This window comes from Curtobacterium sp. MCSS17_015, from assembly GCF_003234265.2.
Classification (GTDB): Bacteria; Actinomycetota; Actinomycetes; order Actinomycetales; family Microbacteriaceae; genus Curtobacterium.
The window spans coordinates 2,144,217-2,159,215 of record NZ_CP126256.1; the positions used below are offsets into that span (position 1 = coordinate 2,144,217).

Annotated in this window: 11 protein-coding genes, 1 tRNA gene and 1 pseudogene; 8 read left to right on the forward strand and 5 right to left on the reverse strand. The window is 71.3% G+C overall.

Annotated features, from left to right (window positions below; translation table 11 throughout):
• Positions 1-64: 64 nt before the first annotated feature.
• The 4 genes and pseudogenes from ribD (at position 65) to DEJ18_RS09995 (ending at position 5,386) form a co-directional block, all read left to right on the forward strand.
• Positions 65-1,105 (forward strand): bifunctional diaminohydroxyphosphoribosylaminopyrimidine deaminase/5-amino-6-(5-phosphoribosylamino)uracil reductase RibD, encoded by a 1,041-nt coding sequence (gene ribD, locus DEJ18_RS09980; protein ID WP_111080697.1) that lies wholly within the window; start codon positions 65-67, stop codon positions 1,103-1,105.
• Positions 1,106-1,134: 29 nt separating this feature from the next.
• Positions 1,135-1,758: pseudogene (gene ribA / locus DEJ18_RS09985) on the forward strand (GTP cyclohydrolase II); the annotation flags it as partial.
• Positions 1,759-1,990: 232 nt separating this feature from the next.
• On the forward strand, positions 1,991-3,388 hold the full coding sequence (locus tag DEJ18_RS09990) for an MFS transporter (RefSeq protein WP_111080559.1): 1,398 nt from the start codon (positions 1,991-1,993) through the stop codon (positions 3,386-3,388).
• 153 nt (positions 3,389-3,541) lie between these two features.
• Positions 3,542-5,386 (forward strand): ABC transporter ATP-binding protein, encoded by a 1,845-nt coding sequence (locus DEJ18_RS09995; protein WP_111210961.1) that lies wholly within the window; start codon positions 3,542-3,544, stop codon positions 5,384-5,386.
• Positions 5,387-5,423: 37 nt separating this feature from the next.
• Here DEJ18_RS09995 and DEJ18_RS10000 read toward each other — a convergent pair whose 3' ends face one another.
• From DEJ18_RS10000 to DEJ18_RS10015, 4 genes are all read right to left on the reverse strand, one after another.
• The gene (locus tag DEJ18_RS10000; protein WP_258376968.1) at positions 5,424-6,851 is read right to left on the reverse strand and encodes an NAD-dependent succinate-semialdehyde dehydrogenase; all 1,428 of its coding nucleotides are present in this window, start codon (positions 6,849-6,851) and stop codon (positions 5,424-5,426) included.
• 110 nt (positions 6,852-6,961) lie between these two features.
• Positions 6,962-7,582, reverse strand: a complete 621-nt coding sequence (locus tag DEJ18_RS10005) for an isochorismatase family protein (RefSeq protein ID WP_111080562.1) — start codon at positions 7,580-7,582, stop codon at positions 6,962-6,964.
• 52 nt (positions 7,583-7,634) lie between these two features.
• Positions 7,635-9,137 carry a D-alanyl-D-alanine carboxypeptidase/D-alanyl-D-alanine-endopeptidase gene (locus tag DEJ18_RS10010; protein ID WP_111210959.1) on the reverse strand — a complete coding sequence of 501 codons (1,503 nt, stop codon included), beginning with the start codon at positions 9,135-9,137 and terminating at the stop codon, positions 7,635-7,637.
• A gap of 111 nt (positions 9,138-9,248) precedes the next feature.
• Complete coding sequence (locus DEJ18_RS10015; protein WP_111210958.1) at positions 9,249-10,259, reverse strand: Gfo/Idh/MocA family protein; 1,011 nt, start codon at positions 10,257-10,259, stop codon at positions 9,249-9,251.
• A 198-nt stretch (positions 10,260-10,457) separates the two neighbouring features.
• Between DEJ18_RS10015 and DEJ18_RS10020 the strand changes: the two genes are divergently transcribed.
• The gene (locus tag DEJ18_RS10020; protein WP_111210957.1) at positions 10,458-12,170 is read left to right on the forward strand and encodes a glycoside hydrolase family 13 protein; all 1,713 of its coding nucleotides are present in this window, start codon (positions 10,458-10,460) and stop codon (positions 12,168-12,170) included.
• A 108-nt stretch (positions 12,171-12,278) separates the two neighbouring features.
• Here DEJ18_RS10020 and DEJ18_RS10025 read toward each other — a convergent pair.
• A tRNA-Thr gene (locus DEJ18_RS10025) sits at positions 12,279-12,351 on the reverse strand.
• A gap of 419 nt (positions 12,352-12,770) precedes the next feature.
• Here DEJ18_RS10025 and DEJ18_RS10030 point away from each other — a divergent pair.
• The 3 genes from DEJ18_RS10030 to DEJ18_RS10040 all read left to right on the forward strand — a co-directional run bounded on the left by DEJ18_RS10030 (position 12,771) and on the right by DEJ18_RS10040 (position 14,979).
• A complete protein-coding gene (locus DEJ18_RS10030) occupies positions 12,771-14,045 on the forward strand; it encodes a tyrosine-type recombinase/integrase (protein WP_111210955.1) in 1,275 nt (424 codons plus the stop codon).
• A gap of 110 nt (positions 14,046-14,155) precedes the next feature.
• Positions 14,156-14,362, forward strand: coding sequence for a hypothetical protein (locus DEJ18_RS10035; protein WP_111210954.1), 207 nt, complete (start codon positions 14,156-14,158; stop codon positions 14,360-14,362).
• A gap of 128 nt (positions 14,363-14,490) precedes the next feature.
• Entirely contained in the window at positions 14,491-14,979 is a 489-nt protein-coding gene (locus DEJ18_RS10040; protein ID WP_111210953.1) for a hypothetical protein, read from the forward strand.
• The last annotated feature ends 20 nt before the right edge of the window (positions 14,980-14,999 follow it).

Below are 14,999 nucleotides of genomic sequence, written 5' to 3' on the forward strand. Positions count from 1 at the left end.
CACCGCACCCGACCCGACCCCGGCGCCGCACGGCGGGACCGCCTCCGACGCCGAGACGCGAGCGATGCGCCGGGCGCTCGAACTCGCGGCACGGGGCCCCGTCGTCGGCGACCATGCCCGTGTCGGTGCCGTCCTGCTCTCCCCCGCCGGTCAGGTGCTGGCCGAGGGTTGGCACAAGGGCGCCGGCACCGCGCACGCCGAGGTCGACGCGATGCGGAAGGTGGACCCGGCGCAGCTGCGCGGAGCGACCGCCGTCGTGACACTCGAGCCCTGTGACCACACCGGCCGGACCGGGCCGTGCTCGGTCGCCCTCATCGCCGCCGGCGTCGCCCGGGTCGTCTACGCCGTCGACGACCCCGGTGCCGCTTCCCACGGTGGCGCGGACCGCCTCCGAGCCGCTGGCGTCGACGTGGTCGCCGGGGTGCTCTCGGCCGAGGCCGAGTCGTTCCTCGAACGCTGGCTGCTCTCGGTCCGCCTCGGCCGCCCGTGGGTCACCGTCAAGTGGGCGTCGAGCCTGGACGGCCGGGCCGCCGCCGCCGACGGGTCGAGCCGGTGGATCACCGGAGCCGCCGCCCGGCAGCACGTCCACGAGCAGCGCGCCGCGCACGACGCCGTCCTGGTCGGCACCGGCACCGCCCTGGCCGACGACCCGAGCCTGACCGCCCGCGGCGACGCCGGGGAGTTCCTCGCCGACCAGCCCCTGCCCGTCGTCCTCGGCGACCGTCCCCTGCCCGCCGACGCAGCACTGCACCGTCACCCCCGAGGCGTCGTCACGATCCCGGGGCACGACCTCGGGGCAGCGCTGCGGTCCCTCCGCGAGCAGGGCGTGCACAGCGTGCTCGTCGAGGGCGGACCGACTGTCGCGTCGGCGTTCGTCGCCGCCGGGCTCGCCGACGAACTGCTCGTCTACCTCGCCCCGGTCCTCCTCGGCGGTCCCCGGGTCGCCCTCGACGACATCGGGGTGGGAAGTATCCACGGTGCGCGGATGTTGCGTGTACTGTCAACGTCCAGCCTCGGCCCCGACCTGCTGGTCCGCGCCCGTCCGGTCCCGCAGCCGTCCGGGAGCGCGGTCGACGGGGCCCCCACCGACCGGAGCACCACATGACCGACGCACTGACCTCCGCCACCCCCGGGAGCCCGGTCCAGTTCGAGGTCGCGACGAACGTCCCCACCACCCACGGCACGTTCGAGATGCGGGCCTACCGGGACCTCGTGACGAGCGCGGAGCACGTCGCCGTCATCGCGGCCTCCCCCGACGGGTCGTCTCCGACGGACGGCGCCCTGGTGCGGGTGCACTCCGAGTGCCTGACCGGCGAGGCGTTCGGTTCACTGAAGTGCGAGTGCGGTCCGCAGCTCGACGCGGCGCTCGACACCATCGCGGCCGAGGGCGGCGTCGTCGTGTACCTCCGTGGGCACGAGGGACGCGGCATCGGCCTCATCAACAAGCTCAAGGCGTACCGCCTGCAGGAGGACGGCCTCGACACCCTCGACGCGAACCTCGCGCTCGGGCTCCCCGCCGACTCGCGGGAGTACGGCGGGGCGGCCGGCATCCTCGCCGACCTCGGCATCACACGGGTCCGGCTGCTGTCGAACAACCCGGAGAAGCGTCGTCAGCTCGTCGAGCACGGCATCGCGGTGGACGCACTCGTGCCGCTCGTCGTCGGGGTCTCCGCACAGAACGCCGGGTACCTCGACACGAAGCGTGACCGGATGGGCCACACCCTGCCGGCCCACCTCGGGACCGGCGCGGCCAGCTGACGGCTCCCGGGCCGGCCGGGCGGGTCCCGACGAACTGACGGGCACCTCCGGGTGGATTCGCAGGTGTGCGACATCCGTCGTACACTGAGGACCCCGTCACGAGCGGGACCACACCACCGAACGCACCCGACCCGGTGTCCGCGCCACCCCGCGCGAACCGGTCGGCGTCCGCAGTCCGGCCCCACGCTGCGCTCCCGCCGAGCGCGCGCACCGCGAAAGTGCCCTCACGCCCATGTCCGCCGCACCGGCCACCACGACGTCCGCCCCGAAGACGAACCCGCGCTCGCGCGTCGTCATCGCGAGCCTCGTCGGCACCTCCATCGAGTTCTACGACTTCTACGTCTACGCGACCGCAGCGGTCCTCGTGTTCCCGACGCTGTTCTTCCCGAACGACGACCCGACCGCGTCGCAGCTGTCGTCCTTCGTCACCTTCGCGCTGGCGTTCTTCGCCCGCCCGGTCGGTTCGGTCCTCTTCGGCCACTTCGGTGACCGCATCGGCCGGAAGACGACCCTCGTCGCCTCGCTGCTCGTGATGGGGACGGCCACGTTCCTCATCGGCTGCCTGCCGACGTTCGACACCATCGGCATCTGGGCCCCCGTGCTCCTCGCCGTGATGCGCTTCGCCCAGGGCGTCGGGCTCGGCGGCGAGTGGTCCGGTGCAGCGCTGCTCGCAACCGAGAACGCCCCGGAGGGCAAGCGCGGCGTGTTCGGCTCGATGCCGCAGCTCGGCGCCCCGATCGGGTTCCTCCTCGCCAACGGCCTGTTCATCGCGATCAACGCCGCCATGCCGGCCGGCGCGGACGGCACCCCGAACGCCGACTTCCAGGCCTGGGGCTGGCGCATCCCGTTCCTGTTGTCCGCCGTGCTCGTGCTCGTCGGCCTCTACGTGCGGTTCAAGCTCGTCGAGTCGCCCGCGTTCCGTGGCGTGCAGGAGACCGGCACGGTGGCCAAGGTCCCGCTCGCCCGGGTGTTCCGCACCTCGTGGAAGGCCGTCGTCGTCGGCACCTTCGGCATGGTCGCCACGTACGTGCTCTTCTACTTCATGACGACCTTCACGCTGGCGTACGGCACCACCGCGACCTCGCTGGTCCCCAAGGTCGGCCTCGGGTACACGCGCGGCGAGTTCCTGACCCTCCTCATGATCGGCGTCGTGTTCTTCGGGATCTTCACGCCGGTGGCCGGGATCCTCGCCGACAAGTTCGGCCGTCGCCGCACGCTCATCCCGACCACGATCGGCATCGCGCTCTTCGGTCTGACGTTCCAGCTCTGGTTCGCCGCGTCGCAGGGCCCGATCACCGTCGTCACGTTCCTCATCGTCGGCCTGTCCCTGATGGGGCTGACGTTCGGCCCGATGGGTGCCCTGCTGCCGGAGCTGTTCCCGACGAACGTCCGGTACACCGGCTCCGCGCTCGCGTACAACATCGCGTCGATCCTCGGAGCGTCCCTGGCGCCGACGATCGCGGTCGCGCTGTGGAAGCCGGACGGGGACATCTTCCTGGTCGGCCTGTACCTGACGATCGCGGCGGTCGTCACCCTGGTCGCGCTGCTGCTGGTCCGCGAGACGCGTGGCGCCGATCTCGACGAGGCCGCGGCGCGGCAAGCCGTCCCCTCCGGGCGCGACGCGCGCTAGCCGCGACCGCTGACGCACGGGAGCCCACCCACCGGTCCGGTGGGTGGGGCCCACGCCGGCCGGTACCGACCGACGCGCCAGCGGCGGGCCGGCCGAGCCCGGTGGGGACCTCCCGTCCCCCTGTCGGTGCGACGGTGAGAGAATCGACCCACGATGAGCAACCCGTTCGCACGCCCGAAGCCGACCGACGGGCCCCGCGCCACCTTCGGTCGACTGCTGTCCTACCTGTTCGAGAACAAGCCGGCGATGGTCGTCATCATCGTGCTGAGCATCCTCGGCGCCGCGGCCTCCCTCGCCCAGCCGTTGCTCGTCAACCAGGTCGTCACCGCGGTGCAGGAGGGCACCGGGATGTCGACGCTCGTGTGGGCGCTCGTCGTGCTCGTGCTCGTCGCCGGCGTGCTCAACGGGGTGCAGCACTTCCTGCTCCAGCGCGCCGGAGAGGGCGTCGTGCTGTCGACACGGCGGAAGCTCATCGCCCGCATCCTCAACCTGCCGATCTCCGAGTTCGACGTGCGGCGGACCGGTGACCTGGTGTCCCGCGTCGGCAGCGACACCACACTCCTCCGCGCGGTCCTGACGCAGGGCCTCATCGAGTCGATCGGCGGCGCCCTCACCTTCGTCGGCGCGGTCGTCGCGATGGCCGTCATCGACCCGTTGCTGCTCGTCGTGGTCGTCGTGATCGTCATCGTCGCGGTCGTCGTCGTCGGCGGCCTCAGCCGGCGCATCAGGGTCGCGTCGAAGGCCGCGCAGGAGAAGGTCGGCGACCTCACGGCGGCGGTCGAGCGCGGCATCGGGGCCGTGCGCACCATCCGCGCGGCCGGCGCGACCGCGCGCGAGGTCAGCGAGGTCGACCAGCACGCGACCGAGGCCTACCGTCGCGGGCTCGTGATCGCCCGGATGTCCGCCTTCGTCGTCCCGGTCGCGAGCATCGTCATGCAGGTCGCGTTCATCGCCGTGCTCGGCATCGGCGGCGCGCAGGTCGCCGCGGGGCAGATCACCATCGCGACCCTCATCACCTTCATCCTGCTGCTCTTCATGATGGTCATGCCGCTCGGTCAGGCACTCGGCGCGGTCGTCGCCGTGGCACAGGCCCTCGGTGCGCTCGGCCGCATCGAGGAGATCCTGCACCTGCCGACGGAGGACCAGGACGACGCCGCCGTCCACCCGGCCGCGGCGGTCGCGACCGACGACGCCATCACCTTCGAGCACGTCACGTTCCGCTACGCCGCCACCCCGGACGCCGTGGGTGCGGACGGGGCCGCCGGGTCCGGGGACCTCAGCGCTCCGGCTCCCGCCGCCGGTGGCACCGGTGACGAGCAGGCCGTCCTGCACGACGTGTCCTTCAGCGTGCCACGCGGGTCGCGGGTCGCCCTCGTCGGTCCGTCGGGTGCCGGCAAGTCGACCACCCTCGCGCTCATCGAGCGCTTCTACGACCCCACCGAGGGTGTCATCCGTCTCGGCGGACTCGACGTGCGCGGACTCGACCGTGCCGAACTCCGGGCGCAGATCGGGTACGTCGAGCAGGACGCTCCGGTGCTCGCCGGCACCCTCCGCGCGAACCTGCTGCTCGGGTCGCCGGACGCCTCCGAGTCCGAGTGCGTCCGGGTGCTCGAGGCGGTGAACCTCGGCGACGTGCTGCACCGCGACCCGCGTGGGCTCGACGCCCAGGTCGGTGAGGACGGCGTGATGCTCTCCGGCGGTGAGCGTCAGCGCCTCGCGATCGCGCGCGCCCTGCTCGCCGCTCCCCCGATCCTCCTGCTCGACGAGTCGACGTCCTCGCTCGACGGTGTCAACGAGCAGAAGATGCGCCTGGCGATCGACGCCGTGGCCGCGGACCGGACGCTGCTCGTCATCGCGCACCGGCTGTCCACCGTCGTCGACTCGGACGTCATCGTGGTCCTGGAGCACGGCCGGGTCGTCGGCAGCGGCACGCACTCCGAGCTCGTGCAGAGCACGCCGCTCTACCGCGACCTGGCGAAGCACCAGCTGCTCGTCTGACGCTCCGCAACACGCGAGGGATCAGGCGGCGAAGGGGTCAGGCGGCGAAGGGGTCGGGCGTGAGCACGTAGACCGTCTCCAGGTACTCCTCGAGGCCCTCGTGCGACCCCTCGCGGCCCAGACCGGAGGCCTTCACGCCGCCGAACGGGAACGCCGCGTTCGACACGACCCCGGTGTTCCACCCGAGCATGCCCGTCTCGAGCCGCTCGGCCAGCCGCTGCCCACGTCGGATGTCCTCCGTGAAGGCGTAGGCCACCAGGCCGTACTCGGTGTCGTTGGCGAGCCGGATGCCCTCCTCCTCGGTCGCGAAGCGCGTGATCGACACGACCGGGCCGAAGATCTCGGTCGTGAGGATGTCCGAACCGGGCTGCACGTCGTCGAGGAGCGTCGGCGCGTAGTACGTGCCCGAGCGCGCGACCCGCTGCCCACCCGAGACCAGCCGGGCTCCACGCTCGACCGCGTCGTCGACGAGCGACGCCGCCTTGTCCACCGCACGGTCGTCGATGAGCGGACCGATGTCGGTGCCCTCCTCCGTGCCCCGACCGATGCGCAGCGCGTCGACACGGGCCGAGAGCGCGGCGGTGAAGTCGTCGGCGATGCCCTCCTGCACGAAGAAGCGGTTGGCGGCGGTGCAGGCCTCCCCCACGTTCCGGAACTTCGCCTGCATGGCCGCGTCGACGGCGCGCTCGAGGTCGGCGTCGTCGAAGACCAGCAGCGGGGCGTTGCCGCCGAGCTCCATGCTCGTCTTGAGGACGTTGTCGGCCGCCTGCTTGAGGAGCGCCGACCCGACCGGGGTGGACCCGGTGAACGTGAGCTTGCGGAGGCGGCGGTCCGCGATGACGGGTGCGGACAACGCCTTCGCGTCCGAGGACGGCACGACGTTGAGCACGCCGTCCGGCAGGCCGGCACGACGGAACAACTCGACGAGGTACAGGGTCGTCAGCGGGGTGAGGTCCGCCGGCTTCAGCACCACCGTGCACCCGGCTGCGAGTGCCGGCGCGATCTTCCGGGTGGCCATCGCGAGCGGGAAGTTCCACGGCGTGATCGCGTACACCGGTCCGACCGGGCGCTTGAGGACAATCCCCCGACCGGTGCCCTCCGGGTTGGTGCGGTAGTCGCCGCCGATGCGCACGGCCTCCTCCGAGAACCAGCGGAGGAACTCGGCTCCGTAGACGACCTCGCCCCGTGACTCGGCGAGCGGCTTGCCCATCTCGAGCGTCATCACCGCGGCGATGTCCTCGGCGTGCTCGTGCACCAGGTCGAAGGCGCGGCGGAGCAGGTCGGACCGGCGGCGGGGCGCGGTGGCTGCCCAGTCCTCCTGCGCGGCGACGGCGGCATCGAGGGCTGCGACCCCGTCCTCCGGGGTGGCGTCCGCGACGTTCGCGAGGACGGCTCCGGTCGAGGGGTCGCGGACGTCGAACGTCGCCCCGCTCGACGACGGTCGCCAGGACCCTCCGATGAACAGGCCGGTGGGGACGTCCGAGACGCTGACGTGCTCGTCCCCGACGGTGGTCGTGACGGTCCCGTCCGTCCTGCTGGTGTCGGTCGTGCTGCTGCTGGGTTCGGTCGTGTCGGTCACAGGACCGCTCCTCCCGGGCGCTGCCGCCCCTCGTCCATGTCGCTGCGGCCGGTGTGGCCGCCCTCGTCACGGATCTCCTCGAGCGCCGCCTCGCTGGCCGCGGGGTCGACACCGACGACGAGGTCCTCGTGGACGAACACGTCGAGGCCCGCGTGCACTCCGTCGAGCGCCGACGCACGGACGCAGTGGTCGGTGGCGATGCCGACGACGTCGAGGGTGTGGACCTCGCGGTCGAAGAAGACGTCGACCAGGTCGGCACCGGTGTCGGTCGTCCCCTCGAAGGCGGAGTACGCCGGTTCGCCCTGGCCCTTCCGCACGTGCACGTCGACGAAGGACAGGTCGAGCGCCGGGTGGTACTCGGCGCCCGGCGTGTCCGCGACGCAGTGCACCGGCCAGGTGGTCCGGAAGTCCGGTCCGTCGGATCCGGCGAAGTGCCCGCCGTTGTCCCCGGTGGCGTCGTGCCAGTCGCGGGACGCGACGACGAGGTCGTACTCGTCGGCGTGCCGTCGCAGGAAGGCGGTGATCCGTTCGGCCACCGCCGCTCCCCCGTCGACCGCGAGCGCGCCGCCCTCGGTGAAGTCGTTCTGGACGTCGGTGATGAGCAGTGCCCTGGCCATGCGTCCATCCAACACCCGTCGGCTCAGCGCCGGGGCAGCGGAGGTCTCCGGGTCAGGAGGCGGCGAGCGACCCGCCGCACCGGTACGCCGCGGCCGTCACGGCGTCGAGCGCCGGCAGCGCAGCGGCCCGCGACGACCCGATCGCGTAGAACGCGAACGTCAGCTTGGTACCGTCCGCGGCGTCGATGTACCCGCCGAGCGTGTTCGCGCTGTCGATCCACCCGGTCTTGGCGTGCACCTTGCCCCTGGCGTCGGCGTTCGCCCCGGTGAACCGGCTCGACAGGGTCCCGGAGACGCCGGAGACCGGGAGCACCCCGGCGAGCGTCCCGAGCCCCTTCGCCCCCGTGGTGACCGGCACCATGAGGTGGGCGACGAACGACGGTGACACCGCGTTCGCCGCGCTCTCGCCGGACCCGTCGATGATCGTGATGCCTGCGGGGTCGACGCCGTACCCGCGCAGGGCCGATGCGTAGACACCCGTGAGCGAGGCCGCGGTCCCGCCGGCACCGGCCTCCTTCGACGAGACCCGGGCGAGCATCTCGGCGAGGGTGTTGTCCGAGTTCGGGATCATCTGCCCGATGAGCGTCGACACCGGCTGCGACTGCACCTGCGCGATCGTGGTCTGCGAGGTCGTCGCCCGCTTCGTGATCGGCGCCGTCGCGGCCCCGACGACCCCGGCGTCCACCAGGGCCGTCCGGAAGGCCTCCCCGGCCCGACCGATCGGGTCCTCGGACCGGGGCGAGGTCGCAGCGGCGGGGTTCGCTCGGTCGCCGTCGACCATGAGCGCGGTGACCTCGGGCTGGTACCCGATCGTCCGCTCGCTCACCGGCCAGGTCGGGTGCCAGGCGTCGGCCTCGCTCCACCAGGTGCCGTCGGCCACGATCGTGCGCACGGGCGTGGCACCGAGCCGGGCCTTCACCTGCTGCGCGAGCTGCGGGAGGGTCGGGGCGCCCGGGTAGACGGTGCCGTTGCCCGCCGACAGGGTCGCGTCGCCGTGGCCGACCAGGGCGATCGTGCCGCCGCCCTCGTCGGTGACGGTCGTCGGGATCGTGTGGCCGCCGCCGAGCACCGCGAGGGCCGTCGCGCTCGTGAGGGTCTTCATGACGCTGCCGGTCTGCGCCGGGGTGCCACCGTTCCGCGAGAACAGCTCCTCGCCCGTGGCGGCGTCCATGACGTACCCCTCGAAGCGGCCGAGGCCGCTCGCGGACGCGGCACCGGCGATCGAGCAGGTCCGTGCGGCAGCGGTCGGGGTCGGGGTGGGCGTGGGGGTCGCACTCGGCACCGCCGTGGCGGTCGGCGTGGTGGATGCCGACGGTGTCACGGTCGACGTCGGGCTGGCGGTGACCGTCCGGGAGGCGCTGGCGGACACCGCGGGGCGCGGCTGGTCCCCGGTCGCCGCGCCCACCGCCACCGCGCCCCCGGAGCCCACGACGAGGACCGCGACGAGGCCGCCGGCCGCCCACGGCACGGGTCGTCGGTGCGCGGAGGCGCGGAGTGCCGCGACGGAACGGGAGACGGGGCCGCCGGTGGACGGCTGGGGTGACTGCTCGGACATCGCGACGATCCTACGAGACGCGTGTCCGGGCCTCCAGGACGGGGCGTGCGGACCGGGGAGCCCCGAGCGGTGAGCCCGGACCGGTCGGCCCGGAGCGGCGACTCCTGCCGGTCAGCCCTCGTCGTCCGCCGGGTACCGCACGCCGACCTGCCGGCGCGCCTCGTCCATGACCGCCATCACGGCGACGGTGTGCTCGATGTCGGCCGGACCGCCCGCGGCGATCTCGACGGGTCCGCCGTGCGCGGCGCCCGCCGTGACCGCCGCCTCGAAGGCGAGGGCCTCGTGTCCGTACCCGGCGAGCTCCTCGCGCCCGTCGAACTCCTCGACGACCACGCCGTCGGCGTCCCGGATGCGCCAGGTCGTCGGCGTGCACCAGGTCGGGTCGAGGTCGATCCGACCCTCGGTGCCGATGATCGACGCGCCGTTCGGACTCCGGAGGTCGAGCGCGAAGTGCACGGTCGACTGCGCACCGCCCTCGTGCGTCATCACGATGCCCATCTGGGTGTCGACACCCTGGTCGCTCAGGGTGCCCGACGCGACGAGCGCCGTCGGGACGCCGAGCACGTCGACCGCGAACGAGACCGGGTAGACCCCGAGGTCGAGCAGTGCCCCGCCACCGAGCGCCGGGTCGTTGAGCCGGTGGCGCGGGTCCGTCGGCAGGGCCTGGTGGTGGGTTGCCTGCACGAGTCTCGGCGTCCCGATGCGGCCCTCGGCGACGACCCGACGCATCATCGCCGTCTGCGGCAGGAACCGGGTCCACATCGCCTCGACGACGAGGACACCCCGGGCCTTCGCTGCGTCGCGGACCCGTCGTGCCTCGGCGGCCGTGATCGTGAAGGCCTTCTCGACGAGGACGTGCTTGCCGGCCTCGATCGCGAGGAGCGCGTCCTCGGCGTGCCGCGAGTGCGGCGTCGCCACGTACACCGCGTCCACCTGGTCGTCGGCCACGAGGGCGGCGTAGTCACCGTGCGCTCGCGGGATGCCGTACTCGTCGGCGAAGGTGCGGGCACGTTCCTCGGTGCGCGAACCGACCGCGACGAACTCCACCCCCGCGGCGGTGCAGTCACCGACGAACGACCGGGCGATGCCACCGGTCCCGAGCACTCCCCATCGAACGGCCATGCCCCTGTCTACCAGCCGGACGCCGCGCCGGGCCGACCGCCGGGTGCGTGCCCGGGGTCGGCGGTCAGGGCCGTCGGCGTACCGTGCGCGTCACCAGGAGACGGACTGGAGGCTCGGCACCGGGCGGGTGACGGGCCTGGCGTCCGACAGGTGGTTGGCCGACGCGCCGGAGGCGCGTTCCGGACGCGAGGAGGCGCCGTGACCGAACCGGAACCGTGGTGGACGGGAGCCGTCGTCTACCAGGTCTACCCGCGGAGCTTCGCCGACGGGAACGGGGACGGGGTCGGCGACCTCGCCGGGCTCCGGAAGCACCTCGACCACATCGCCGACCTCGGGGTGGACGTCATCTGGCTCTCCCCCGTCTACCGCTCCCCGCAGGCCGACAACGGCTACGACATCTCCGACCACGAGGACATCGACCCGCTGTTCGGCACGATCGACGAGTTCGACGCGCTGCTCGTCGAGGTGCACCGACGGGGCATGCGACTCGTCATGGACCTCGTCGTCAACCACTCCAGCGACCAGCACCCCTGGTTCCGCGCCGCACGGCGCTCGCGCACCTGCCCGAAGCACGACTGGTACATCTGGCGGGACCCGGTGGACGGCCACGAGCCCAACGACTGGCGCGCCGCGTTCGACGGGCCGGCGTGGTCGTGGGACCCCGGCACGGGTCAGTACTACCTGCACATGTTCACACCGCAGCAGCCGGACCTCAATTGGGAGAACCCGGACATGCGTGAAGCCGTGTACGAGATGATGAACCGCTGGCTCGACCGCGGCGTCGACGGCTTCCGGATGGACGTCATCAACCACATCGCGAAGGACGACGACGCGCTCTCCGGCGACAGCGACGCGTACGTCATGCAGCCGCGGATCCACGAGCACCTGCAGGAGATGCACGAGCGGGTGTTCGCCGGTCGGGACGCGCTGCTCACCGTCGGGGAGATGCCGGGCGTCACCGTCGAGGACGCCGCGCTGTTCACGGACCCCGAGCGACACGAGCTCGACATGGTGTTCCAGTTCGAGCACGTCGGCCTCGACCACGCGCCGGCGTCGAAGTTCACCCGCCAGGAGACCGATCTGCCGGCGCTGAAGGCCTCACTCGCGCGGTGGCAGACCGGGCTCGAAGCGCGCGGGTGGAACTCGTTGTACCTGTCGAACCACGACCAGCCGCGGCCGGTGTCACGGTTCGGGGCGGCGGCGCGGTCGGCGGCGGACGGTCCAGGGTCCGGGACGGACCCGTTCGCGTTCCGGTACGAGTCGGCGACGCTGCTCGCCACCGTGCTGCACCTGCACCGCGGCACGCCGTACGTGTACCAGGGCGACGAGATCGGCATGGTCGACGCCGGGTTCACCGCGATCGAGCAGTACCGGGACGTCGAGTCGCTCAACTGGTTCCGTGGGGCCGTCGGCCGGGGCATGCCGACGGCGTCGGCGCTCGAGGCCCTCGCCTTCCGGAGTCGCGACAACGCCCGCACGCCGATCCCCTGGGACGACAGCGAACCCGCCGGCGGGTTCTCGACCGCGCAGCCGTGGATCGGGATGGGTCAGGGCTGGCCGCGGATCACGGTCGCTGCCGACCGCGCCGCCGGGGACCGCTCGGTGTACGAGCACCACCGCCGCCTGATCGACCTGCGGCACCGGTCACGGACCGTGCGACTCGGGACCTTCGCGCTGCTCGAGCCGGAGCACCCTGCACTGTGGGCGTTCACGCGGTCGCTTCCCGCCGCGTCTGCTCGTGACGAGGACGACCCGCCGCTCGTCGTGGTCGCGAACCTGTCGGCGTCCGAGCTCGTCCTGCCGGCGGGTGTCGCGGGGCGGGCAGGCGACCTCGTGCTCGGGAACCTCGGGGAGCCGGACTCGGCCGGACGGTTGCGCCCGTGGGAGGCGCGCGTGCACGAGTGCCGGTGACGGGCCCCTGCGGGGAGGACGGCCGCCCTGCGGAGACAGGCTCTTCGGGGAAACGTCCTGCGGAGACACGAAACCCCCTCGTTCCGGGAGGAACGAGGGGGTGATCGGAGCCGCCTGTCGGAATCGAACCGACGACCTATTCATTACGAGTGAATAGGAGCGGTAGAATGGGCACTGCGGCGATCTTCGCCACACCGCCCTACTTTCCCGAAACTACGGGGATCGGGCTACCATCAGACAGCGCAACCGCAAACACTCGGATTGCGGTTAGTTGTGTGTACTGATGTGTGCACCACGGGAGGAGCCCAAGTTGAGGACATGGACGGTGGCTGACAACGGCTGCTGGCATTGGACTGGCGAGCTTGACCTCGACGGCTACGCATCGACTGGCGCTCCGTACCGCTCGGTTCATCGCGCGGTCTACGCCGAGCATCGGGGACCGATCCCCCGTCGGATGGTCCTCGACCACCGGTGCCACACGGACGACGCCGATTGTCCTGGTGGCCGGAGCTGCTTGCACCGTCGGTGCGTCAATCCTGACCATCTGGAACCCGTCAGCCAGGCTGAGAACATCAGGCGCAAGCGGACAAGGAGCGTCTAGTGCCGAGGAAGCGAGATTCCGGAGACGGAGCGCTCTACGCCATCCGTGGCGGCAAGCTCTGGCGTGCGGTGATCGATGATGGGTTCCACCCGGACGGCCGCCGGCGGCAGCGCATGGTGACGTCGAAGACGAAGGAGGGGGCTCGGCGGAAGCTTGACGCCATCAAGGACCAGATCAAGCAGCACGGCTCCGCCCTCGACACGAAGACCACCGTGCAGCAATGGTCGGACCACTGGCTCGAGACGGTCGGGAAGCCGAACCTGAAGCCGAACACTCTCCTCTCCTACGAGTCGGTGGCGCGGAACTGGATCGTGCCAACCATCGGTACGAAGAAGGTCGCGTTCCTCAAGCCCTCTGACGTCCGGATTATGACGAAGGCCGTGGCCGACGCCGGACGGTCCTCGTCGACGTCGCGGAAGGCGTTCCAGGTCCTGTCCCTGATGCTCGAGTCGGCGCGTGTCGAGGGCATCGCAGCGAGGAACGTCTGCGAGGACGTCGACGCACCCGCGCAGGCTGCGTCCAACCGGGGCGCTCTGAGCACCGAGGCGGCCCTGAGCGTGCTGCAGGTGGCTGCGGAGCACGACGATGGCACGCGCTGGTGGGTGGCGCTGCTCGGCGGCCTCCGACAGGGCGAGCGCCTCGGCGCGCGGCTCGCCTCCCTGGACCTGGACTCCCCGACGCCGACGCTCGGCGTCGAGTGGGCGCTGTCCGAAGTGCCGTTCGAGCACGGATGCGGTGAGGACCCTGACGGCGGGTGGAAGTGCGGGAAGTCTCGCGCCGGATCGTGTCGCGCTCGCCGCCTCCGCATCCCGGACGGATTCGAGTACGAGCAGCTCAACGGTCGCCTCTGCCTGATCCGACCGAAGTCCGGCAAGCCCCGGTACGTCCCACTCATGCCGGCGCTCGCCGAAGCGCTGCGCCGGTACCTGGTCAGCACGGCCGATCGCCCCAACCCGTACGGCCTCGTGTGGCGCAAGCCGAACGGTGAACCGTACCTGTGGGGCGAGGACGAGCAGAGCTGGCGCGACCTACTGTTCGAGGCTGGCGTCATCGAGGAGGAGCACCTGGCCCCGGGGTCGCCGGTGCCGACGACGCACTGGGCCCGCCACACCACCGCGACCGTCCTCATGGAGCTCGGCGTCGACGCGAAGATCATCGGCGAGATCGTGGGCCACCAGTCGGAGGCAGTGACTCGGCGCTACCAGCACGTGTCATCGGCCGCCGCCCGAGACGCGATGGACAAGCTTGGTTCCCACTTCGCACTTCGCGTCTAGCAATCAGCATCAGCCATCAACCACTGTCAACGACAACAGTTCGTGGTAGAGTGGTTAGTACGCCAGCACCCAGCCGGTGGACATCGCAACTAAACAGGGATGGAGGTCCCATGACCGACAAGTGGGTCAAGGAACTCCGCGAGGAACTCGAAGCTCAGAGCTTCGAAGTGACCGAGAGGACGAAGGGCTGGATGGTAAAGCCACCCGATCCAGAAGCCTCTCTCGTCATGCTGCATCTCACGAACTCAGACCACCGGTCGCGCGCGAACGCGATCGCTGCTCTGAAGAGGTCCGGCTTCCTCCCGCGGAGGAAGTAGCGCGGATGGGGGAAGAACAGTTTGCGGCTGAACTTCCCCCACCGTAGCACTGCCCGCACGCCGCATCACAGACCTCCATCCCATTCGGATACCCAACTCACCACGACAGGTCAACCAGGAGGCACCCCATGCGCACGAACTGGTACGTGGACGTCGAGCTCTCCACTGCTGATCGGATCAGCAGCGACGCCGCGTTCAACGTGCTCGAGGCGCTCGCTCCTTACGCAGGACAGATCAGCCTCGACCCGGCATCCAGTCGGGTCGGAGCAAGCCTGACCGTAGAAGCGACCAACGCCAACGCCGCGGTCTCCGCGGCGCAGTCAATCATCGAAACCACCTTCCCTCAGTCCGAGGTCGTTCAGCTCGACGTCATGACGGAAGAAGTTCGGGAGGACCGCAACAACCATCCCACCATCCCGGAGCTTGTCGGCTTCGTCGAGATCGCCGATATGGCGGGCGTTAGTCGCCAGCGGGCGCGCACCATCGCGCAGCGCAACGACTTCCCTGCCGCGGTCGTCGAGACCGCCGCCGGCCCGCTTCGGGTGAAAGCAGCAGTCGAAAGCTGGCTTCAGACCTGGTCTCGCAAACCTGGTCGGCCGGCCGCCGTAACGCTGTAAGCAAACACACCACCGCCATC

Excerpts from the sequence above, each read along its gene's own strand:
- ribD (WP_111080697.1), top strand. The coding sequence starts at position 65 with ATGCGCCGGGCGCTCGAACTCGCGGCACGGGGCCCCGTCGTCGGCGAC.
- DEJ18_RS09990 (WP_111080559.1), top strand. The coding sequence starts at position 1,991 with ATGTCCGCCGCACCGGCCACCACGACGTCCGCCCCGAAGACGAACCCG.
- DEJ18_RS09995 (WP_111210961.1), top strand. The coding sequence starts at position 3,542 with ATGAGCAACCCGTTCGCACGCCCGAAGCCGACCGACGGGCCCCGCGCC.
- DEJ18_RS10005 (WP_111080562.1), bottom strand. The coding sequence starts at position 7,582 with ATGGCCAGGGCACTGCTCATCACCGACGTCCAGAACGACTTCACCGAG.
- DEJ18_RS10010 (WP_111210959.1), bottom strand. The coding sequence starts at position 9,137 with ATGTCCGAGCAGTCACCCCAGCCGTCCACCGGCGGCCCCGTCTCCCGT.
- DEJ18_RS10015 (WP_111210958.1), bottom strand. The coding sequence starts at position 10,259 with ATGGCCGTTCGATGGGGAGTGCTCGGGACCGGTGGCATCGCCCGGTCG.
- DEJ18_RS10035 (WP_111210954.1), top strand. The coding sequence starts at position 14,156 with ATGACCGACAAGTGGGTCAAGGAACTCCGCGAGGAACTCGAAGCTCAG.
- DEJ18_RS10040 (WP_111210953.1), top strand. The coding sequence starts at position 14,491 with ATGCGCACGAACTGGTACGTGGACGTCGAGCTCTCCACTGCTGATCGG.